Genomic DNA, 20,507 nt, shown 5'->3' on the forward strand with positions numbered 1-20,507 from the left:
CTACGCTCATCGCGGGCAAGCCAGATATCAGGCTTGCCACTGAACGTTCAGGTCGGGGCGGGGGTTAGCGGATCAGGCTTGCAGGGCTGTGCCGGGAGCGGACAGCTGGGCTTGCTGCAGAAGCAGGCTCAAGTGAGCTACTTTGCTGAGTAACTGTTCACGCTCTTCTTTGAGCGCACGCAGTTCATCGCGACGGATAGTGACGTACAGGGTTTGTGGTGCAAGTGCTGGTAGTACAGTGCCCATTGCTCACCTCGCAAATGGCGGATTCAACGTCGGAAAGACCTCTGCATTGACAATCGTTCCCTGAATCGCCACTGCTTGTCTCTCTATCGGCCCTGATTTTGATTTCTTTTGCGTTAAATTGGAACTTTTTTATTTTTAATTGTCGCGAACCTTTCCCGTTAACGACAAAATGCACTATCGGGTGGCAGATGTGCCGCCATCCCCGCTCTGGGGAACCGATGCCAGAGCTTTCTTGACTAACCAGCATGTGTCACTGAATCAAGTGCTGGATCCGAGAAAGTGAGGCACCTTTTTACAGATTGAGGAGCACCTTTTCATGCAACTTGGGATTGTTGGGCTGGGCCGCATGGGCGGCAATATTGCACGGCGACTGATGCTCGATGGCCACAGCACTGTGGTCTATGACCGCGACGAAGCCTTGCGCAATACCCTGGCCAACGAAGGTTCGACGCCTGCCACCGACCTCGCGTCACTGGTAGCTGCACTTGAGAAACCACGTGCTGTCTGGGTAATGCTGCCGGCTGGTGCTCCAACCGAAGACACCATTCAGGCCTTGAGCCAGTTGCTCGAAGCCGACGATGTGATCATCGATGGCGGTAACACCTTCTACAAGGATGACATCCGTCGTGCCCAGGAGCTGACCCAGAAAGGCCTGCATTACATCGATGTCGGTACTTCCGGTGGTGTCTGGGGGCTGGAGCGTGGCTACTGCATGATGATTGGCGGCGAAAGCGCCATCGTCGAGCGTCTGGACCCGCTGTTTGCAACCCTCGCTCCGGGCTATGGCTCGATCGAGCGCACCAGGGGCCGCACTTCCAGCGATGACCGCGCCGAGCGTGGTTACATTCATTCAGGCCCTGCCGGTTCCGGTCATTTCGTGAAGATGATCCACAACGGTATCGAATACGGAATGATGCAGGCTTTTGCCGAGGGCTTCGATCTGCTCAAGCAGAAGAACTCCGAGCACTTGCCGCCCGAGCAGCGTTTCGACCTCAATACCGCTGATATTGCCGAAGTCTGGCGTCGCGGCAGCGTGGTTTCGTCCTGGCTGCTGGACCTGACCGCCGATGCCCTGGCAACTGATCCGCAACTGGATGCGTTCTCCGGTTCCGTGGCCGACAGTGGTGAAGGCCGCTGGACCATCGAAGCCGCCATCGAGCAGGCTGTTCCGGTCCCGGTATTGTCCAGTGCGCTCTTTGCACGATTCCGTTCGCGTCAGACCAGTTCCTACGCCGACAAGATGCTTTCCGCCATGCGCTTCGGGTTCGGTGGTCACAAGGAACCCAAGTAATGGGCCTGTCACGCGGCAAGTCCGCACAAAAGGCTGAGGTCGCTCCGGCTACGACACTGTTTCTGTTCGGTGCTCATGGCGACCTAGTAAAGCGTTTGCTGATGCCGGCGCTTTACAACCTGGCGCGTGACGGCCTGGTGGACGAAGGTCTGCACATTGTCGGTGTCGATCACAATGCGATCAGTGACGCCGACTTTGCCCTCAAGCTGGAAAACTTCATCCGCCAGGAGGCCGCCAGCAAGGTGGCCGAGGCGGGTGGAGAGGCGCTGGACCCTGCGCTCTGGGGCAAGCTGGCCAAGCGCATCAGCTATGTGCAGGGCGACTTTCTCGACGATTCGACCTATCAGGACATCGCCGGCAAGATCGAGAGCAGCGGCACTGCCAACGCCGTTTTCTATCTTGCCACGGCGCCGCGTTTCTTCAGCGAAGTGGCCTCGCGCCTCGGCTCTTCAGGCCTGCTGACGGAAACCGAAGGTGCTTTTCGCCGGGTCGTGATCGAAAAGCCGTTTGGCTCCGATCTGGCCAGTGCGGTTGAGCTCAATGCCTGCCTGCTCAAGGTCATGAGCGAAAAGCAGATCTACCGGATCGACCATTATCTGGGCAAGGAAACGGTGCAGAACATTCTGGTCACCCGTTTCTCCAATGCCTTTTTCGAGTCGTTCTGGAACAACCATTACATCGATCACATACAGATTACTGCGGCTGAAACCGTGGGCGTTGAAACCCGCGGCAGTTTTTACGAGAACACCGGGGCACTGCGCGACATGGTGCCCAATCACTTGTTCCAGTTGTTGGCCATGGTTGCCATGGAGCCTCCGGCGGCGTTCGGCGCCGATGCAGTGCGGGGCGAGAAGGCCAAGGTCATCGGGGCGATTCGCCCATGGAGCACGGACGAAGCGCTGGCCAACTCGGTGCGCGGCCAGTATGGGCCTGGCCGTGCAGGCGAGCGCGACGTTGTCGGTTATCGCGAGGAGGAGCGGGTCGCGGCTGACAGCACGACCGAAACCTATGTCGCCCTCAAGGTTCTGGTCGATAACTGGCGTTGGGTCGGGGTGCCGTTCTATCTGCGGACCGGCAAGCGCATGAGCTCCCGCGACACCGAAATCGCCATCTGCTTCAAGCCGGCACCTTATGCCCAGTTCAGGGATACCGAGGTTGACCGGCTCAAGCCCAACTATCTGCGGATCCAGATCCAGCCCAACGAAGGTGTCTGGTTCGACCTGTTTGCCAAGCGTCCGGGGCCGACGCTGGAAATGGAAGACATCGAACTGGGTTTTGCCTACAAGGACTTTTTCGAGATGCAGCCATCGACCGGCTACGAAACCCTGATCTACGACTGCCTGACGGGCGACCAGACGCTGTTCCAGCGTGCCGACAATATCGAGAATGGCTGGCGTGCCGTGCAGCCGTTTCTGGATGCTTGGGCCGAGAAGCCCGAGGTGCAGTTGTACAAGGCCGGGGAAGACGGGCCTGCTGCTGCCAGGGATCTGCTGACCCGCGATGGACGTGAGTGGCGCCAGATCGATGATTGAGCGCGAGCAGCCACTTATCCGCTTCATGATGTCTGATATCGACGGCACCTTGCTGCTACCCGACCACAGCCTCAGCCCGGTGACGGTCGATGCAGTGAAGCGGCTGCGCGATGCCGGAGTTCATTTCACCCTGGCAAGCAGCCGTCCGCCACGGGCCATGCGGCAGATTATCGAAGCCCTGGGCGTCGAACTGCCGACCGTAGCCTTCAATGGCGGCGCGATTACCCATCCAGATGGAAGCCTGCTGGCGGCCTATCGTATCGATCGGGACGCTGCGCGCACTTGCCTGGAGCTGTTTGCTGCTCAGGAGGTCGCGGTCTGGGTTTTCGCCGATGACCAATGGCTGTTGCTTGACCTTGACGGCGCCTATGTCGATCACGAGCGTCATGCGCTGGGCTATGAACCGCTTCTGGTGGACAGTTTCGAGCCATATCTGGACCGCATCGACAAGATCGTGGCCTCCAGTACCGATTTCGGCTTGCTTGAAGTGCTGGAAAATCGCCTCAACCCGTTGATTGAGGGGAAGGCGCTGGCGGCGCGTTCGCAGTCTTATTACCTCGATATCACGGCAGTGGCGGCCAACAAGGGCGAGGCTCTGGCAACTCTGGCCGAGTATCTGGGAGTGGAGCTTGAACATACGGCTGCCATTGGTGATGGCGGCAATGATGTCGCCATGTTCCAGCGGGCCGGGTTATCCATTGCCATGGGCCAGGCCGACGCCAGTGTTCAGGCCCGGGCCGATGAGGTTACGGCCAGCAATCTGCAGGATGGGGTGGCCCAGGCCATCGACCGTTACATCTTGCCACGCTGAGGTTTCTGTTCCCGGCGAGGCTTCACAATAGGACGGACATTCTCGAATGGCTGCACTGATTGAAGACTACGCACTGTTGGGTAATTGCCGGACTGCCGCACTGGTTGCCCGGGATGGTTCGCTGGACTGGCTGTGTTTTCCGCGTTTCGATGCGCCTGCCTGTTTCGCGGCGTTGCTGGGCGACAGCGATAACGGCCGCTGGAAGATAGCTCCGGCAGAAGAGATCACGTCTGTCGAGCGCTGTTATCGCGAAGGCACTCTGATTCTGGAAACCCGGTTCACGACCCCGAACGGCTGCGCACTGCTGATCGACTTCATGCCTATGGGCGTCGACAATCAGGTGGTGCGGATTGTGGTCGGTCTTGAAGGGCGGGTGCGCTTCAGCATGGACCTTGCCATTCGCTTCGATTACGGCAGTACGGTGCCGTGGGTCGAAAAGAAGGACCCACACACTCTGACTGCCGTGGCCGGGCCGGAAATGCTCGTGTTACGCAGCCCGGTTTCCCTTCAGCCCCATGATCACCACACCGGCAGTGACTTCCATGTCGCCGCTGGCGAGCGCAAGGTCTTCACCCTGGCTTATCAGCCTTCATACGAACCGATACTTCCCGATGTCGATGCCGATCAGGCGATGATTCGCACAGAGGCTTTCTGGCGAGAGTTTTCCGATCGTTGCCCTGATGTCGGGCCTTGGACTGCTCAGGTCAAGCGTTCGCTGATTACCCTCAAGGCCATGACCTATCAGCCCACGGGCGGTATCGTCGCTGCTGTGACGACTTCTCTGCCTGAACAATTGGGGGGTGAGCGCAATTGGGATTACCGCTATTGCTGGTTGCGGGACGCGACCATGACGTTGTTGGCGTTCATGAATCTGGGTTATTTCGAGGAAGCGACAGAGTGGCGTGACTGGCTGCTGCGCTCGGTGGCCGGCAACCCAGAGCAGATACAAATCATGTATGGCCTGGGCGGTGAGCGGCGGTTGATGGAGTATGAGTTGCCCTGGCTAAGCGGTTACAAAGGGTCGCAGCCCGTGCGCATAGGCAATGGTGCTGCAACCCAGATGCAACTGGATGTCTATGGCGAAGTGGCCGATGCCATGATTCAGGCACTCAAGGGCGGCATGCCGCGACACCCGCGCAGCATTGCGATTTCCAAGGTGGTGATGCCGTTTCTGGAGACGGTCTGGCATTTGCCGGACGCCGGTATCTGGGAAATTCGTTCCGAGCCGCGGCATTTTACCCATTCCAAGGTCATGGCCTGGGTGGCCTTCGACCGTAATGCGACACAGATAGCCCAGGCTGCGCTCACCGAAGAAGATCGTGCCCTGGCGCGGCATTTTCGGGAGGTAGCGGATCAGATCCACGCCGACGTGTGCCTCAATGGCTTCAATACGCAACTGGGCTGTTTCGTGCAGACCTATGGCGCCACGGAGATGGATGCCAGCCTGCTCCAGATTGCCCTTACCGGGTTTCTGCCCGCCAACGACCCTCGGGTGGTCGCCACCGTTGAGCGGATCGAGCGTACCCTGATGCAGGATGGTCTTTTGCTGCGCTATGACAATGAGCGCAGTGTCGATGGCGTGTCGGGAACCGAAGGGACTTTTCTGGTGTGTTCGTTCTGGCTGGCCGATGTCTATGTCCTGCAGGGCCGCAAGCAGGAAGCCCGAGCCTTGTTCGACCGTTTATGCAGCCTGTGCAATGACGTGGGTCTGCTGGCCGAGCAGTACGAGCCGCACGGCAGGCACATGCTGGGCAACTTCCCCCAGGCATTCAGCCATATCGGCATCATCAATACCGCGCTGAACCTGCATCGTGCGGAGTGCCCGCTCAGGGCGCGTGCATCGGCTGGTTTTGAAGGTTGTGTGTGAAAGCTTCTGGCCTTTTCGCGACTGAAGTCGCTCCTGTGGGGGCAGCAGGTAGCGAATTCATTCGCGAAAAATGAATCTGGTCGGCTGGCGATTGGTCCCGCAAACAGGCTGCTACGGTTAAAGAGCCTTGCTGACTTTCACGTCGGTGATTTGGTCATCGCTCTGGCCATGCATCTTTTCCAGCGCAGCCCGCGCTTCTTCTGCCGAAGCGGATTGCAGTTGTGCAAACTCGAAGCGGCGCTCGCCATTGAGCTTGTAGCTGACGGCATATTTGGTCGTTTTGGCAGGGTTGTTCACAGTAGCTCCTTGGGTGTCAGCTCAGGCGAGAGGTCGAGCGACGAACGATCTTGATCGAGTGGGTGAATTGCGGTTTGTGCCCCGGATTCGCGCTTGGCTTGCGGCCAGTGGTGTCGATGGTGATATTCCAGAAACCCGTGCTGGGAGCTGCGATCTTGGCCGGGAACTTGTCGAACGCGCCACCGTGGTAGGTGTGACGTCCGCCGTTCTTGAAGCTGCGAAAGTTGGCATCGTTCATCAGGCGGATATTGCACGTTTGCGAGCACTGGATGACGACCAGATCGTCCTCGTTCAAATGCTCACGCTGGTGTACGAATTTCATGGGTGTCTCCGAAAGCCGTGGCTTTATTCTGAAAAATCAAAACGATAGCATGCGGCGCGCGCTATTTGCCGTTGATTGGGTGTCAATTGCGGTCTTTCTGGTAAAAAGTGACTCGGTTGGGATCTAATCGCGCCTTTGCTTGTCGTAGCACCTTTAATTTGGAGGGGATTGTATGAAACTGGCCGTTGTAGTCATGGCTTTGGCGATGAGCGGATGTGCGACCGTTGCTGATATCGAGCATTCACCTGCAACCCTGAACGTGATTTCCGGCAAGACGCCCCAGCAATATGCCGATTGCTTCGTCGAAAAAATCAGCGACAGCCGCGAGCCACCGCTCATTGAGCGTCATCGCGACGGTTTGCGCATCATCGTTGCGCAAAGCCTCAGCAGTGACCCCGCCGCAGTGATTTATGTCGAGAATCGCTCTGGAGGCAGCTCCATCAAGGTCCATGAACGTCTTTCCAACCTGCCTCTGCGTTTCAAGGATGTGCGCAACGCGGCTGAGGCCTGCATTTCAGGCTGATCGAAATCTATTTGCACACCACCAGTACGCTACGGCTCTTGTAGTTGCCCACGTCCAGGCCAAGGGTTTTCTCGCTTTCGGCCGGCCGTGGCGTGCCATCGGTTCCGACAATCTCGTAACCGGTGCCGGCGCACGATGCGTCGGCTTTTTCATAGCAGCTGGCCCATGACATCGCTTCGCCTGAGCAGTCGATGCTCAAGCCTTGCTTGCCATTCTTCAGGTAGGTGTTGGAGGCGGTTGCGCAGCCAGTCAGGCCCAGTACAGCAATAATGGACAGAACTCTGATCATGTTTTTCGCTTCAAGATAAGGCCGGGGAGAGTTTGCAATACGAGGGTTGGACTGATCGCCAGTGCCATCGTTCCGCCATGTAACGCATGATAATTCTTCTGTCATGTGTCTGTCGTCATGTCATCACCGGGCTGCAATCGGTTTGCGTTGCAATCGTCGCAAATCCGAATGGAGGGGCGACACATGCGACTGTGCATAATCGGTGCCGGATACGTGGGGCTGGTAACGGCGGCCTGCTTTTCTGAAATGGGCAATCAGGTGGTGTGTGTCGAAACCCGCTTGCAGAGAATTGCCGCCTTGCGCCGTGGCGAGTGCCCGATTTATGAGCCTGGGCTTGAGCCCATGCTCAAGGAGCATCAGGCCAGTGGATTGTTGCGGTTTACCTCAAGCCTGGAGGAGGGCGTACGTCAGGCCGAGATCGTTTTCATTGCCGTAGGCACGCCTGGCAGCGAGGACGGATCGGCAGACCTGTCCCATGTGCTGAAAGTCGCGGATCAGCTGGGGCAATGCCTGAATCGGGCTTGCCTGGTGGTCAACAAGTCAACCGTGCCGGTGGGCACCGCCGAAACATTGGCGCTGCGCATCAACGGGCATCTTTCGCGCCGTGGCCTGGCTGCCCGTGTAGCGGTGGCGAGCAACCCCGAGTTTCTCAAGGAAGGCGCTGCAATCGAGGACTTCATGAGGCCGGACCGGGTCATTCTGGGATGTGCCGAGCCTGAGTCCGCGCAATTGTTGCAGCGCCTGTATGGGCCGTTCCTGCGTAACCGCGAGCGAGCCCTGGTCATGGACGTGCGAGCGGCGGAATTCAGCAAGTACGCCGCCAATGCATTTCTGGCGACAAAGATTTCCTTCATCAACGAAATGGCCGGGTTATGCGCTCATCTGGGTGTGGACATCGAGCAGGTGCGTCGTGGTATCGGCAGTGACAAGCGCATTGGTACGCATTTTATCTACGCCGGTTGCGGTTATGGCGGGTCGTGTTTTCCCAAGGATGTGCGTGCCCTGATTCGTACGGCCGAGCAACAGGGTTTCGAGCCGCAGATCCTGCGCGCTGTACAGCAACGCAATGCAACCCAGAAGACCTTGCTGTTCCAGGCCTTGCTCCAGCATTTTGGCGGTTACATGCAAGGACGGGTGGTGGCTTTGTGGGGGTTGGCCTTCAAGCCCGGTACCGACGACATTCGTGAAGCGCCAAGCCTGGTGCTCATCGATGCCTTGCTGGCGGCCGGTGCGAAAGTCCATGCCACGGACCCGGCGGCGACTGGACCGGTGGCCGAATATTATTCCAGCGCCGTGCAAAGTGGTCAGCTACGCTTGAGCGAGTCGCTGTACAGCTGTGTCGAAGGCGCAGATGCAGTGGTTCTGCTGACCGAATGGAAGCAGTTTCGTCAGCCGGATTTCATCCGCGTACGGGGCCTGATGCGCATGCCCGTGCTTTTTGATGGGCGCAATATCTATGATTTTGCGGAACTATCTGCTCATGGATTCCTCTACCATGGCATCGGACGGCCAGTGGCGGGGCATTGTAAGGTGACCGCCGCCTGATTAGACTGCGCCGCTAACACCAACAGCCCTTACCAAGGACTTTTATGATCAAGAAATGCTTGTTCCCAGCAGCCGGTTACGGTACTCGCTTTTTGCCAGCGACCAAAGCCATGCCCAAGGAAATGCTGCCGGTGGTCAACAAGCCACTGATCCAATACGGTGTGGAAGAAGCGCTCGCCGCTGGTTTGAATGAGATCTCCATCGTCACCGGTCGCGGCAAGCGCGCGCTGGAAGACCATTTCGATATCAGCTACGAGCTGGAACACCAGATCAAGGGTACTGATAAAGAGAAATACCTGGTCGGTATCCGCAAACTGATCGACGAGTGCAGCTTCTCCTACACTCGCCAGACAGAAATGAAAGGCCTGGGTCACGCGATCCTCAGCGGTCGTCCTCTGATCGGCAAGGAAGCGTTCGCCGTGGTTCTGGCGGACGACCTGTGCGTCAACCTCGATGGTGACGGTGTACTGGCCCAGATGGTCAAGCTGCACAACCATTACGGCTGCTCGATCATCGCGATCCAGGAAGTCGATCCTCAGGAAACCAACAAGTACGGTGTTATTGCCGGTGACGAAATCAAGCCAGGCCTGTTCCGTGTCACCGACATGGTCGAGAAGCCAAAGCCTGAAGACGCTCCATCGAACATGGCAATCATCGGTCGTTACATCCTGACCCCGGACATTTTCGAGAAGATCGAACAGACCGCTCCAGGCAAAGGCGGCGAGATCCAGATCACCGACGCCCTGATGAAACAGGCTGCCGAAGGCAACGTTCTGGCTTACAAGTTCAAGGGCCAGCGTTTCGACTGCGGCGGCGCCGAAGGCTACATCGAAGCAACCAACTTCTGCTTCGAGCATTTCTACAAAACGGGCAAGGCTTACTGATCCATCGCCTGTACATGCTTCAAGACAAGGCCACCTTCGGGTGGCTTTGTCATTTCTGGACTGAGCGCTTAGCGGGTATGCTGTTTCATCGCTAAGGAGACAGTAATGGCTTACGACTTCGATCTTTTTGTAATTGGTGCCGGTTCCGGTGGTGTAAGGGCGGCGCGTTTCGCCGCTGGTTTCGGCGCGCGGGTGGCTGTGGCCGAAAGTCGCTACCTGGGCGGTACATGCGTCAACGTGGGGTGCGTACCCAAGAAGTTGCTGGTGTACGGCGCCCATTATTCCGAAGACTTCGAGCAGGCCAAAGGCTTTGGCTGGTCACTGGGCGAGGCACAATTCGACTGGGCCACGCTGATCGCCAACAAGGACCGCGAAATCAATCGCCTCAACGGTATCTATCGCAATCTGCTGGTCAACAGCGGCGTCACGCTGCTGGAAGGCCATGCGCGGATCACGGGGCCGCAGCGCGTGGAAATCAACGGCCAGAGCTACAGTGCCGAACGCATCCTGATTGCGACCGGTGGCTGGCCACAGGTGCCTGACGTGCCGGGTCGCGAGCATGCCATCACTTCCAATGAAGCCTTCTATCTCAAGGAGCTGCCCAAGCGCGTGACGGTGGTTGGCGGTGGCTACATTGCCGTGGAATTCGCTTCGATCTTCAATGGTCTGGGGGCCGACACCACACTGCTTTATCGCGGCGATTTGTTCCTGCGCGGTTTTGATGGTGGTGTGCGGACTCACTTGCATGAAGAGCTGGTCAAGCGACACATGAATGTGCGCTTCAACAGCGATATCGAGCGTATTGAAAAGCAGGCCGATGGCAGTCTCTTGCTGTCCCTCAAGGATGGCAGCACGCTGGAAACGGATTGTGTGTTCTACGCCACAGGTCGTCGCCCGATGCTCGACAACCTCGGGCTGGAAAGCGTGGACATCAAGCTGGACGAGCACGGTTATATCGAGGTCGACGAGCATTATCAGAGCAGCGAGCCGTCGATCCTGGCCATCGGCGATGTGATCGGTGGCGTGCAACTGACGCCAGTTGCACTGGCTGAAGGCATGGCTGTCGCTCGCCGCCTGTTCAAGCCAGAGCAGTATCGTCCGGTGGATTACAACCATATCCCGACGGCCGTCTTCAGCCTGCCAAACATCGGCACGGTCGGCCTGACCGAAGAAGACGCCATCAAGGCCGGGCATCAGGTGCAGATTTTCGAGAGTCGCTTCCGCCCCATGAAACTGACCCTGACCGGCGATCAGGAGAAGACCTTCATGAAACTGGTGGTCGACGCTCAGACCGATCGCGTGCTGGGGTGCCACATGGTCGGCCCGGATGCCGGCGAGATCGTCCAGAGCCTGGCAATCGCCCTGAAGGCCGGGGCGACCAAGCAGATATTCGATGACACCATCGGCGTACACCCGACCGCTGCGGAAGAGTTTGTGACGATGAGGACGCCGGTGGCGCGGGCGCTGTAGCTCCTCTTGCAGCTTGAGGCTTGTAGCTAGCGCCCAGCTACAAGCCGCAAGCTTTAAGCTGCAAGCGATGTTGCAGTGCTTCTAATATTTGCTTTTTTCATAATTAGCTTATAAGAAAATGTGCTTTTTAATGATTTTGTTATGCGCTTAGTCTTGTGGGACAGGCTTTAAAGTCATTCAGGAGCAATACCATGAGCAACGTCAGCGCTTTACCAGTCCAGCAAGGGATTCCAGGCCCGGAAAAATCAGGTAGCGTCCGGGATCGCGTTTCGCCTGAGGAGTGGGAAGTGCGGGTCAAGCTGGCGGCGGCTTATCGTCTGGCGGCACTCAAGCGCTGGACCGATCACATCTACACCCATTTCTCCGCACGAGTTCCTGGCCCGGACGAGCATTTCCTGATCAACGCCTTTGGCCTGTTGTTCGATGAAATTACCGCATCGAACCTGGTCAAGGTCGATCTCGACGGCACCATCGTCGATGACCCGACGGGGCTTGGCATCAACTATGCCGGTTACGTGATTCATAGCGCGATCCATGGCGCACGTCCCGATCTTCAGGCGGTACTGCATACCCATACCCGCGACGGCATTGCGGTTTCTGCCCAGAAGGATGGCTTGCTGCTTATTTCCCAGCATTCTCTGGGGTTCTCGGGGCGAGTGGCCTATCACGGTTATGAAGGGGTGGCACTGAACCTGGACGAGCGTGAGCGGCTGGTGGCGGATCTGGGCGACAAGAGCGTGATGATCCTGCGCAACCATGGCTTGCTGACTGCCGGGGTGAGTGTCGAGCATGCGTTCCAGCAACTGCAATCGCTGGAGTACGCCTGCAATATCCAGATCGCCGCTCAGGCTGCTGGCAATGCGGAGCTGGTTTTCCCGCCTGCAGAAGTGATCGCCACTGTGGAAAATCAGGTCAAGGCCTTCAAGGATGGTGACGAGCCCTATGTGTCCAGGCACTGGAATGCACTGATCCGTCAACTTGAACGCACCGATACCGAATACAAGACCTGATGTCGGGTGAGGTCAGGCTTTTTCACGATGACTGTAAAACACGGGACATTGTCCTTGTTGGATGATGCTCGTTTTCAATTGTTGGTGTAGTGTGCGCACCCAAAACACGGGGCGCATGCATGCAAAACCTGCTGAACGAAATTCTTGATGAAGTCAGGCCCTTGCTCGGTCAGGGCAAGGTTGCCAATTACATTCCTGCGTTGGGTGAAGTTCGCCCCGATCAACTGGGTATCGCGGTCTATAGCAACAGCGGCGAAGTGTTCTACGCCGGTGATGCGGCCACGCCGTTTTCGATCCAGAGTATTTCCAAGGTCTTCAGCCTGGTTCAGGCTATCGGGCATTCCGGCGAGGATATCTGGAAGCGTCTGGGGCACGAGCCTTCCGGCCAGCCATTCAATTCGCTGGTCCAGCTGGAGTTCGAGCGGGGCAGGCCGCGCAACCCTTTCATCAACGCAGGAGCGTTGGTGATCTGCGATATCAATCAGGCACGCTTTGCCGCCCCCTCGCTGTCGATGCGGGACTTCGTGCGGCGCCTGTGTGGCAACCCCACCATCATTTCCGATGCCAAGGTCGCAGAGTCCGAATACCAGCATCGTTCCCGCAATGCTGCGGCTGCGTACCTCATGAAATCCTTCGATAACTTTCATGGCGATGTCGAAGACGTGCTGCGCAGCTATTTCCATCATTGCGCGCTGAGCATGAACTGCATCGACCTGGCGCGTGCCTTTGGTTTCCTGGCCAATCAGGGCTTCTGTACCCATAGCGGCGCACAGATCCTGACGGCTCGCCAGGCCACGCAATTGAATTCGATCATGGCTACCAGCGGTCTTTACGATGAGGCCGGCAATTTTGCCTATCGGGTGGGCTTGCCGGGCAAGAGCGGCGTGGGCGGCGGTATCGTTGCCGTTGTGCCTGGGCGCTTTTCTGTCTGTGTGTGGTCCCCGGAATTGAACGCGGCAGGCAATTCGCTGGTCGGTATGGCAGCGCTGGAGAAACTGAGTGCGAGGATTGAGTGGTCTGTGTTCTAGACCTGTATTGAGGTGAGAGGTAAGCAAGTGAATGGGATGAAGTCTGGAACGCTCATGATGAGCCTTACGCTGGCGATTGCCGGATGCAGTACCCAACGGGCTCAACAGCCAGAGTTGAGCCCTGATCAGGCGCGGGCCCAGATCGTGCGTCTGATGCCGGCCAAGACCCCGGATCGTCAGGCGTGGGCGAACGATATCTATGCCGCCTTCGTGGCACAGAGGATCGATCTGAGTACCGAGAACCTGTGTTCCGTGCTGGCAGTGACCGAGCAGGAATCCACCTATCAGGTTGATCCGACGGTGCCGGGAATGGCGAAGATCGCCCGTGCCGAGATCGACCGGCGCGCCTCACGGCTGCATATTCCGGCAGCGCTGGTCAATGCGGCCCTGCGTATCCGTTCGCCCAGCGGCAAATCCTATGGCGCGCGACTGGATGCGGCCCGCACCGAAAAAGAGCTGAGCGCCATTTTCGATGACTTCATCGGCATGGTGCCTCTGGGGCAAACCCTGTTCGGTAATTTCAATCCGGTGCGCACCGGCGGGCCGATGCAGGTCAGCATTGCCTTTGCTGAAAAGCAGGCTGCCAATTATCCGTATCCGGTCGATGGCTCCATCCGCCGTGAGGTCTTTACCCGGCGTGGCGGCATGTACTTCGGCATTGCCCATCTGCTCGGCTACCCGGCGAACTACACGCAATCGATCTATCGTTTTGCGGACTTCAATGCGGGTTGGTACGCGAGCCGCAATGCCGCTTTCCAGAATGCAGTCAGCCGGGCCACTGGTATCGATCTGGCGCTGGATGGCGACCTGATCCGCTACGATTCGACTTCGCCAGGCTCCACGGAGCTGGCTGTCCGTACCCTGGGAGCTCGTCTGGACATGAGCAATTCGGCCATCTGGAACCAGCTCAAGCAGGGCGACACTTTTGAGTTCGAGGAAACCCGGCTTTACACCCGGGTCTTTGAACTGGCGCAGAAGACTCAGGGCAAGCCGCTGCCTCGGGCCGTCTTGCCCGGCATTGTCCTGAAAAGTCCGAAGATCACACGCAAACTGACGACGGCCTGGTTTGCGGAGCGCGTCGATGAGCGACGCGAGCGCTGCATGCAGCGCTCTTCGGCAGGCGTTTGAAGGCTTCAGGGAAAGGCTTGCAGTTTCTCCAGCGTCATGGTGTCCGGTTCTCCATCGAAGAAGGTGTCCAGCACTTCCTTGAACAGCGGGTGCTCCGGCGCTGCGGCTGCGAACAGGGTCATGCTTGAATGCAGCTTGAGGTCATCCGGGGAACCGAAAATCTGTCGCGCCGAACGCTGTACTTGAGGCGCGATGGCCTTTGCGCATTCTTCCAGGCGAGGCCCCAGCAGAGGGTGTTGCAGGTAAGCCTGGGCTTCATCGAGGTTGCTGATGGCATAGCGCTGCGCCATGGCGCTATGTCCCAGGCCCTTGATCTGCGGGAATACAAACCACATCCAGTGACTGCGTTTTCTACCGGCCTCCAGTTCGGCCAGCGCCTGCCGGAAAACCGGTTCCTGAGCCTCGACGAAACGTTGCAGGTCGTAAGCATCGTGCATGATGTGCCTCTTTTTCACGGTGGGCCGGGGCAGTTTTGTGGTATCAGGCCTGCTCTCAATTCATCCCTGTTCCAAGAGTTCTTTTACGCATGTCCTTTGCTCGTCGTTTGACTTCCTTCCTGCAGCAGGCAATCCGCGCCATGCAGCTAGTCTGGACCACTTCTAGGGCCTTGTCCCTCGGTCTGGTGCTGGCGACCCTGATTGCCGGTCTGCTGCCTGCATTGGCCGCCTGGCTGGGCCAGCGCATCGTCGACTCGGTGCTTGCCGCCATCCAGTTGAATACGGCAACCGGTGACGCGCCGCTTTGGCCGGTCCTGCGCTATGTACTGCTCGAAGCGGGCGTGTTGGCGCTATTGGCCGCCGCTCAGCGGGCGCTGTCGGTTCAGCAGGCCTTGCTGCGCGTGCAGCTTGGGCAGAAGGTCAACACCCTGATTCTGGAAAAGGCCCAGACCCTCTCGTTGCTGCAGTTCGAGGATTCAGAGTTCTACGACAAGCTGGTGCGGGTCCGGCGCGAGGCTTCGGTCAGGCCGCTGGCATTGGTGACCAAATCCCTGGGCTTGATGCAGAACCTGATTTCCCTGATGGGCTTTGCCGTATTGCTGGTGCATTTTTCGCCCTGGGCTCTGCTGATTCTGGTGCTGGGTGCGTTACCGGTCTTCTTTGCCGAGGCGCACTTTTCGGGCAATGCCTTCCGCCTGTTTGCCCGTCGCGCCCCGGAAACACGCAAGCAGAATTACATCGAAGCGCTGCTCTCCAATGAGGTGCATATCAAGGAGGTCAAGCTGTTCGGTTTTGCGCCGCTATTGCTCAAGCGCTATCGGGACACTTTCGAGCGCCTGTATGCAGAGGATCGTCAACTGACCGTTCGCCGCGATGGCTGGGGGTTTCTGCTGGGTTTGCTGGGCACCGCTGCCTTTTACCTGACGTATGCCTGGGTGATTGTCGATGCCGTGCATGGGCGAATCAGCCTTGGGCAAATGACCATGTATCTCGTGCTGTTCAAGCAGGGCCAGACTGCCGTGAGCAGCAGCCTGATGGCGATCAGTGGTTTGTATGAGGACGGTCTGTATCTGGCGGATCTCTACGAATACCTTGGGCAGCCGGTTCAGGCGCCTTCCGGCAGCCTGATCGAAGGTGTTGCACCCGGCGATGGTCTGCGTTTCGAGGCGGTGAGTTTCACGTATCCAGGTTCCAGCCAGCCTGCGCTGGAAAGTATCGACCTGCATCTGGCACCCGGTCGCAGTGTTGCTCTGGTGGGCGCCAATGGTTCGGGCAAGACCACGTTGATCAAGCTGCTGACCCGTCTTTATCGGCCGGATCGCGGGCGCATTCTGCTCGATGGCAGTGATTTGCAGCAGTGGGATGAAGACGCCTTGCGTACCCGCATCGGGGTGATCTTTCAGGACTTCATTCGCTACCAGTTTCTGGTGGGCGAAAACCTTGGTGTGGGGGATATCACGGCCTTCGATGACGAGAGTCGCTGGCGCGAAGCGGCCACTCAAGGCATGGCCGCTTCTTTCATTGCGCAACTCGATAAGGGCTATGCCACTCAGTTGGGGCGCTGGTTCAAGGGTGGGCAGGAACTGTCCGGCGGGCAATGGCAGAAGATCGCCTTGTCCCGCGCCTACATGCGGCGTGATGCCGACATTCTGATTCTCGATGAGCCGACCGCTGCGCTGGATGCTGCGGCGGAGGCGGCAGTATTCGACCGCTTTCGCGAGTACGCCAAGGGGCGCATGACGCTGTTGATCTCCCATCGTTTTTCCAGTGTGCGCAATGCTGAGCATATCGTTGTGCTGGAGCAGGGGCGGGTGCTGGAGCGTGGCGATCACGACAGCCTGATGGCTGCGGGTGGCCACTATGCAACGCTGTTCGACTTGCAGGCGCAAGGTTATCGCTAAGCGTTCCGGCATGCAGGTGTTGGCTGGCAGACACCAACAAAACACTTGCAGCCCCTGGCCTGAGGGCGTTTTATAGGGCCTCTTTGCCAGGCGCCGGAGTGCGCTCGTTTTTATCTGAACAAGACGGAGTCATCGATGCAATTTCGTTCATTGGGCAAGACCGATATCTCGGTCAGCGCCATCGCACTGGGCACCATGACCTGGGGTGAGCAAAACACCGAAGCTCAGGCTTTCGAGCAAATCCAGTTGGCCAAGAAGGCTGGCGTCAACTTCATCGATACCGCCGAGATGTACCCGGTGCCGCCACGTGGGGAAACCTACACCAAGACCGAAAGCATCATCGGCGAGTACTTCAAGAAGTATGGTGATCGCAAGGATTGGGTGCTGGCCAGCAAGGTGGCCGGTCCTGGTCGCATGGAGCATATCCGCAATGGCAATCCGCGCCTGGATCGCGCCAATATCACCGCCGCACTGGAGGCCAGCCTCAAGCGTCTGAACACCGATTATCTGGATCTCTATCAACTGCACTGGCCGGATCGCAAGACCAACTTCTTCGGTGTGCTGGGCTATCAGCATGACCCGGACGATTCGGCAGTGGAGATCGAGGAAACCCTGTCGGTGCTGAACGATCTGGTCAAGGCGGGCAAGATTCGCCATTTTGGTCTGTCCAACGAAACCCCGTGGGGCACCCAGCGTTTCCTGCACCTGGCTGAAACCCATGGCTTGCCGCGTGCCGTTTCTATCCAGAACCCGTACAACCTGCTTAACCGCAGCTTCGAGATCGGCCTGGCGGAAATCGCCATTCGTGAGCAGATTGGTCTGCTGGCCTATTCGCCACTGGCGTTCGGTGTGCTTGCAGGCAAGTACCTCGACGGCGCACGTCCGGCCGATGGCCGCCTGACGCTGTTCGAGCGCTTCCAGCGTTACAACAATCCGCAGGCTGTGCGTGCTACCGCGCAGTACGTGGCACTGGCCCGTCAGCACGGCCTGGACCCGGCACAAATGGCCCTGGCTTATGTGACCAGCCGCCCGTTCGTGACCAGCAATATCATTGGCGCGACCACTCTGGAGCAACTGGCTGTCAACCTGGCGAGCATCGATGTCTCGCTGTCCGATGAGGTTGTTGCCGGTATCGAAGCGATTCATGTCGGGCAACCCAACCCGGCTCCGTAAAGTGCTGCCCCCTCCCGATAGTGGGAGGGGGCTTGCCCGCGACTGGGCATGAAAGGCTAAATCCCCCTCCCGAAAACTCCCTGTTTTGGTGCGTAAATCCGCTTTCGCGAATGGGTTTGCTCCTGTCTTGTGCGCTTGCAAACCCATTTGTAGCTTCTTATGCATTAATGGTATTTAAAAACTTACACTTAATGGCATTAAGCTATAAGGCATCGGGCCACCGGAGAACCTAATTACGTATCAATGAACGCTACCGTCCGCCGCACGGATCGCTCGTTGTTACCCAGGCAGAGAGGCCTGGGTCAGGGATTTAAAAGGGGAGCGGTATGGGGAGCTTTAAACGACACGTGCTGGGGACGGCCATTTTGTCAGCCAATTTGCTGACTGCCGGAACCTGGAGCGCCGCAGCGTTGGCCGAAGAGGCCAAAGAAGAGAGCAAGACGCTCGATACGGTTATCGTGACCGGCACTCGGGCTCAGGAGCGCACCGCAAGCGCTTCGTTGTCACCTATCGACGTCATTTCCGGCGACAGCCTGCGCAGTTCCGGCTCTGGAGAGCTGGGTGCGGTACTGGCGCGCCTGATTCCTTCGATCAACTTTCCGCGTCCCAGTCTGGTCGACGGTGCTGAGCTGACTCGTCCTGCGCAATTGCGTGGTCTTTCGCCTGATCAGGTGCTGGTGCTGGTCAATGGCAAGCGTCGTCATACTTCGGCCTTCGTCAACCTCGGTGGTGCGGTCGGCCGTGGCTCGGCACCTGCCGACCTGAACGCCATTCCGCTGTCGGCCATCGATCATATCGAAGTGCTGCGTGATGGTGCGTCGGCGCGCTACGGCTCGGACGCCATCGCCGGGGTTATCAACGTCATCCTTAAAGAGGGTGATCACGGTGGTTCGATCTCCACTCAGTACGGTCAGTACAAGAAGGGTGACGGGATCAAGCGCAACATTTCGGGTAACACCGGTTTTGCCCTGGGCAGCAATGGCTTCCTCAACCTTTCCGGCGAAGGCGCAAATAACGATTACACCGACCGTGCCGGTAATGACTTCCGCCCTGCAAGCGTCGGTTCTACCACCTACGGTCAGCATGTATTCCGTCAGGGTGAGCCGGAAACCGAAGAAGGCAAGATCCAGTTCAACGGTGGCTACACCTTCAGCGATGCTGCCGAGTTCTACAGCTTTGGCGGCTACAGCAAGCGTCGCGGTGAAACGGCAGCGTTCTACCGGGCCAGCAATGCCGGTAACAACATTCCTGCGATTTTCCCCAATGGTTACCTGCCGCTGATTCGCGGCACCCTGGAAGACACGACGCTGGTCGCCGGTTTGCGTGGCGAGCTTGCCAATAACTGGCATTACGACCTGTCTGCCAACTACGGCAAGAACTCTTACGAGTTGCGCACCAAGACCATCAACACCTCGTTGGGTCTGGCCACTCCGCGCTCGTTCTACAACGGTACGCTGACCAACGACCAGAAGCAGCTCAGCCTGGATCTGTCCCGTGAGTTCAGTGCTGCGTGGCTGCCGTATCCAGTGTCGGTGGCGTTCGGTGCCGAGTATCTGCATCAGGGTTATCAGATCGAGGCGGGTCAGGCCGAGTCCTACTTCCAGACCGGTAGCTCCGGGCTTGGCGGTTTCCGCGCAGCGGATGCGGGCAGCTATTCACGGCATAACATTGCCCAGTATCTGGACCTGGAAACCAATATCACTGAAAAGCTCGGTGTTTCGGCTGCTGTGCGTCGCGAGGACTACAGTGACTTCGGCTCCAATACCAGTGGCTCGGTTTCGGCGCGTTACGATTTCACGCCGCGTATCGCCTTGCGCGGTAGCGTTTCGACAGGGTTCCGCGCGCCATCGCTGGCTCAGCAGAACTTCACGTATACCTCGTCGCAGTTGATCGGCAACACCATCCAGGAAGCGGGTACGTTCCCGGCCAACAGCAATGTGGCCCAACTGTTGGGTGCTGAAGATCTCAAGGCCGAGAAGTCCCGCAACTACAGCCTGGGCCTGGTGCTCAAGCCGCTGGACAATCTGACCGTGACTGCGGACGTCTACCGTATCGACATCCGTGACCGTATCTCGCTGTCCTCCAACCTGGTGCTCAACAACGCTGCAACCAACTACCTGCAAGCCAACGGTATCACTGACATCAACTACACCAGTGTCCGTTACTTCACCAATGCCACCGATACCAGCACCGATGGTATCGATCTGGTTGCCAACTACCGCTATCAGTTCGATAACGGTGTGGATTGGAACAGCACCCTGGGCTACAACTACAACCACACCAAAGTTACTGACGTAAAAGCCAACCCGCCGGAACTCGATCAACTGGGCGTCAACCTGGTGCGTGTGGATCGTCGCGAGCGTATCGGCCTGCTGGGCGATACCACGCCGCAGCATAAGCTCACGCTGGCCAACGATTTCACGATCGGCAACTGGACGCTGCACTCGAACCTGGTGCGTTATGGCGAGTTCACCAGCTATCAGGCTGCCGAGGTCAACGACCAGACATTCAAGGCTGCCTGGCTGCTGGATCTGGCAGTGGATTACAAGCTCAAGAACTGGGTGTTCACGGTGGGTGGCGACAACGTCACCGACGTTTACCCGGAGAAGCTGAACGAGTTTTCTTCCAGTGGCGGCAACCTGGCTTACAGCACCTTTTCACCTTATGGGTATAGCGGCGCGTTTTACTACGCACGTGCCACCTATAACTGGTAATCGCTGTTAAAAAATCGCCCCCGCTTATGGCGGGGGCGA

At 58.1% G+C, this 20,507-nt stretch carries 19 protein-coding genes; 14 read left to right on the forward strand and 5 right to left on the reverse strand.

Annotated features, from left to right (window positions below):
- Positions 1-72 precede the first annotated feature (72 nt).
- Positions 73-246, reverse strand: coding sequence for a DUF6026 family protein (locus Q6A51_RS02410; RefSeq protein WP_201002116.1), 174 nt, complete (start codon positions 244-246; stop codon positions 73-75).
- A gap of 316 nt (positions 247-562) precedes the next feature.
- On the opposite strand from Q6A51_RS02410, the gene gnd reads away from it, so the two are divergent.
- Genes gnd through Q6A51_RS02430 form a run of 4 tightly spaced genes read left to right on the forward strand, consistent with a single transcriptional unit; the run spans position 563 to position 5,747 of the window.
- Positions 563-1,537, forward strand: a complete 975-nt coding sequence (gene gnd / locus Q6A51_RS02415) for a phosphogluconate dehydrogenase (NAD(+)-dependent, decarboxylating) (RefSeq protein ID WP_201019583.1) — start codon at positions 563-565, stop codon at positions 1,535-1,537.
- The gene (gene zwf, locus Q6A51_RS02420; protein WP_304574034.1) at positions 1,537-3,069 is read left to right on the forward strand and encodes a glucose-6-phosphate dehydrogenase; all 1,533 of its coding nucleotides are present in this window, start codon (positions 1,537-1,539) and stop codon (positions 3,067-3,069) included. The genes gnd and zwf overlap by 1 nt, the downstream gene beginning before the upstream one ends.
- A complete protein-coding gene (locus Q6A51_RS02425) occupies positions 3,062-3,880 on the forward strand; it encodes an HAD family hydrolase (RefSeq protein WP_201002411.1) in 819 nt (272 codons plus the stop codon). Before zwf ends, Q6A51_RS02425 begins: the two co-directional genes overlap by 8 nt.
- Positions 3,881-3,926: 46 nt before the next feature.
- On the forward strand, positions 3,927-5,747 hold the full coding sequence (locus Q6A51_RS02430; protein WP_304574035.1) for a glycoside hydrolase family 15 protein: 1,821 nt from the start codon (positions 3,927-3,929) through the stop codon (positions 5,745-5,747).
- 117 nt (positions 5,748-5,864) lie between these two features.
- On the opposite strand, the gene Q6A51_RS02435 is transcribed toward Q6A51_RS02430, so the two are convergent.
- A complete protein-coding gene (locus tag Q6A51_RS02435; RefSeq protein WP_201002124.1) occupies positions 5,865-6,044 on the reverse strand; it encodes a hypothetical protein in 180 nt (59 codons plus the stop codon).
- 16 nt (positions 6,045-6,060) lie between these two features.
- Positions 6,061-6,366 (reverse strand): DUF1883 domain-containing protein, encoded by a 306-nt coding sequence (locus Q6A51_RS02440; RefSeq protein ID WP_201002126.1) that lies wholly within the window; start codon positions 6,364-6,366, stop codon positions 6,061-6,063.
- 172 nt (positions 6,367-6,538) lie between these two features.
- On the opposite strand from Q6A51_RS02440, the gene Q6A51_RS02445 reads away from it, so the two are divergent.
- Positions 6,539-6,889 (forward strand): hypothetical protein, encoded by a 351-nt coding sequence (locus tag Q6A51_RS02445; protein WP_201002128.1) that lies wholly within the window; start codon positions 6,539-6,541, stop codon positions 6,887-6,889.
- Positions 6,890-6,896: 7 nt separating this feature from the next.
- On the opposite strand, the gene Q6A51_RS02450 is transcribed toward Q6A51_RS02445, so the two are convergent.
- On the reverse strand, positions 6,897-7,178 hold the full coding sequence (locus tag Q6A51_RS02450) for a hypothetical protein (protein ID WP_025259914.1): 282 nt from the start codon (positions 7,176-7,178) through the stop codon (positions 6,897-6,899).
- Between the two features lie 183 nt (positions 7,179-7,361).
- Between Q6A51_RS02450 and Q6A51_RS02455 the strand changes: the two genes are divergently transcribed.
- The 6 genes from Q6A51_RS02455 (at position 7,362) to Q6A51_RS02480 (ending at position 14,243) form a co-directional block, all read left to right on the forward strand.
- A complete protein-coding gene (locus Q6A51_RS02455; RefSeq protein ID WP_304574036.1) occupies positions 7,362-8,723 on the forward strand; it encodes a UDP-glucose dehydrogenase family protein in 1,362 nt (453 codons plus the stop codon).
- Between the two features lie 44 nt (positions 8,724-8,767).
- Positions 8,768-9,607, forward strand: a complete 840-nt coding sequence (galU, locus tag Q6A51_RS02460; protein WP_025259916.1) for a UTP--glucose-1-phosphate uridylyltransferase GalU — start codon at positions 8,768-8,770, stop codon at positions 9,605-9,607.
- Positions 9,608-9,712: 105 nt separating this feature from the next.
- The gene (gene gorA, locus Q6A51_RS02465; protein ID WP_304574037.1) at positions 9,713-11,077 is read left to right on the forward strand and encodes a glutathione-disulfide reductase; all 1,365 of its coding nucleotides are present in this window, start codon (positions 9,713-9,715) and stop codon (positions 11,075-11,077) included.
- A gap of 191 nt (positions 11,078-11,268) precedes the next feature.
- On the forward strand, positions 11,269-12,087 hold the full coding sequence (locus Q6A51_RS02470) for a class II aldolase/adducin family protein (protein WP_201019588.1): 819 nt from the start codon (positions 11,269-11,271) through the stop codon (positions 12,085-12,087).
- 119 nt (positions 12,088-12,206) lie between these two features.
- Positions 12,207-13,115, forward strand: coding sequence for a glutaminase B (gene glsB, locus Q6A51_RS02475; protein WP_201002134.1), 909 nt, complete (start codon positions 12,207-12,209; stop codon positions 13,113-13,115).
- 54 nt (positions 13,116-13,169) lie between these two features.
- A complete protein-coding gene (locus Q6A51_RS02480; RefSeq protein WP_304574038.1) occupies positions 13,170-14,243 on the forward strand; it encodes a DUF1615 domain-containing protein in 1,074 nt (357 codons plus the stop codon).
- A gap of 5 nt (positions 14,244-14,248) precedes the next feature.
- On the opposite strand, the gene Q6A51_RS02485 is transcribed toward Q6A51_RS02480, so the two are convergent.
- On the reverse strand, positions 14,249-14,680 hold the full coding sequence (locus tag Q6A51_RS02485; RefSeq protein ID WP_201019591.1) for a DUF1810 domain-containing protein: 432 nt from the start codon (positions 14,678-14,680) through the stop codon (positions 14,249-14,251).
- An 89-nt stretch (positions 14,681-14,769) separates the two neighbouring features.
- Between Q6A51_RS02485 and Q6A51_RS02490 the strand changes: the two genes are divergently transcribed.
- From Q6A51_RS02490 to Q6A51_RS02500, 3 genes are all read left to right on the forward strand, one after another.
- Complete coding sequence (locus tag Q6A51_RS02490) at positions 14,770-16,581, forward strand: ABC transporter ATP-binding protein (protein ID WP_304574039.1); 1,812 nt, start codon at positions 14,770-14,772, stop codon at positions 16,579-16,581.
- Positions 16,582-16,716: 135 nt separating this feature from the next.
- Positions 16,717-17,754 carry an NADP(H)-dependent aldo-keto reductase gene (locus Q6A51_RS02495; RefSeq protein ID WP_201002142.1) on the forward strand — a complete coding sequence of 346 codons (1,038 nt, stop codon included), beginning with the start codon at positions 16,717-16,719 and terminating at the stop codon, positions 17,752-17,754.
- A gap of 326 nt (positions 17,755-18,080) precedes the next feature.
- On the forward strand, positions 18,081-20,468 hold the full coding sequence (locus tag Q6A51_RS02500; RefSeq protein ID WP_304574040.1) for a TonB-dependent receptor plug domain-containing protein: 2,388 nt from the start codon (positions 18,081-18,083) through the stop codon (positions 20,466-20,468).
- Positions 20,469-20,507: the final 39 nt, after the last annotated feature.

Origin of the sequence: Pseudomonas serbiensis, from assembly GCF_030580745.1 — a bacterium.
Taxonomy (GTDB): domain Bacteria; phylum Pseudomonadota; class Gammaproteobacteria; order Pseudomonadales; family Pseudomonadaceae; genus Aquipseudomonas; species Aquipseudomonas serbiensis.

Excerpts from the sequence above, each read along its gene's own strand:
- gnd (WP_201019583.1), top strand. The coding sequence starts at position 563 with ATGCAACTTGGGATTGTTGGGCTGGGCCGCATGGGCGGCAATATTGCA.
- Q6A51_RS02445 (WP_201002128.1), top strand. The coding sequence starts at position 6,539 with ATGAAACTGGCCGTTGTAGTCATGGCTTTGGCGATGAGCGGATGTGCG.
- Q6A51_RS02500 (WP_304574040.1), top strand. The coding sequence starts at position 18,081 with ATGGGGAGCTTTAAACGACACGTGCTGGGGACGGCCATTTTGTCAGCC.
- Q6A51_RS02495 (WP_201002142.1), top strand. The coding sequence starts at position 16,717 with ATGCAATTTCGTTCATTGGGCAAGACCGATATCTCGGTCAGCGCCATC.
- zwf (WP_304574034.1), top strand. The coding sequence starts at position 1,537 with ATGGGCCTGTCACGCGGCAAGTCCGCACAAAAGGCTGAGGTCGCTCCG.
- Q6A51_RS02425 (WP_201002411.1), top strand. The coding sequence starts at position 3,062 with ATGATTGAGCGCGAGCAGCCACTTATCCGCTTCATGATGTCTGATATC.
- glsB (WP_201002134.1), top strand. The coding sequence starts at position 12,207 with ATGCAAAACCTGCTGAACGAAATTCTTGATGAAGTCAGGCCCTTGCTC.
- Q6A51_RS02470 (WP_201019588.1), top strand. The coding sequence starts at position 11,269 with ATGAGCAACGTCAGCGCTTTACCAGTCCAGCAAGGGATTCCAGGCCCG.
- Q6A51_RS02440 (WP_201002126.1), bottom strand. The coding sequence starts at position 6,366 with ATGAAATTCGTACACCAGCGTGAGCATTTGAACGAGGACGATCTGGTC.
- Q6A51_RS02450 (WP_025259914.1), bottom strand. The coding sequence starts at position 7,178 with ATGATCAGAGTTCTGTCCATTATTGCTGTACTGGGCCTGACTGGCTGC.
- Q6A51_RS02485 (WP_201019591.1), bottom strand. The coding sequence starts at position 14,680 with ATGCACGATGCTTACGACCTGCAACGTTTCGTCGAGGCTCAGGAACCG.
- Q6A51_RS02490 (WP_304574039.1), top strand. The coding sequence starts at position 14,770 with ATGTCCTTTGCTCGTCGTTTGACTTCCTTCCTGCAGCAGGCAATCCGC.
- Q6A51_RS02430 (WP_304574035.1), top strand. The coding sequence starts at position 3,927 with ATGGCTGCACTGATTGAAGACTACGCACTGTTGGGTAATTGCCGGACT.
- gorA (WP_304574037.1), top strand. The coding sequence starts at position 9,713 with ATGGCTTACGACTTCGATCTTTTTGTAATTGGTGCCGGTTCCGGTGGT.
- galU (WP_025259916.1), top strand. The coding sequence starts at position 8,768 with ATGATCAAGAAATGCTTGTTCCCAGCAGCCGGTTACGGTACTCGCTTT.
- Q6A51_RS02410 (WP_201002116.1), bottom strand. The coding sequence starts at position 246 with ATGGGCACTGTACTACCAGCACTTGCACCACAAACCCTGTACGTCACT.
- Q6A51_RS02455 (WP_304574036.1), top strand. The coding sequence starts at position 7,362 with ATGCGACTGTGCATAATCGGTGCCGGATACGTGGGGCTGGTAACGGCG.
- Q6A51_RS02480 (WP_304574038.1), top strand. The coding sequence starts at position 13,170 with ATGATGAGCCTTACGCTGGCGATTGCCGGATGCAGTACCCAACGGGCT.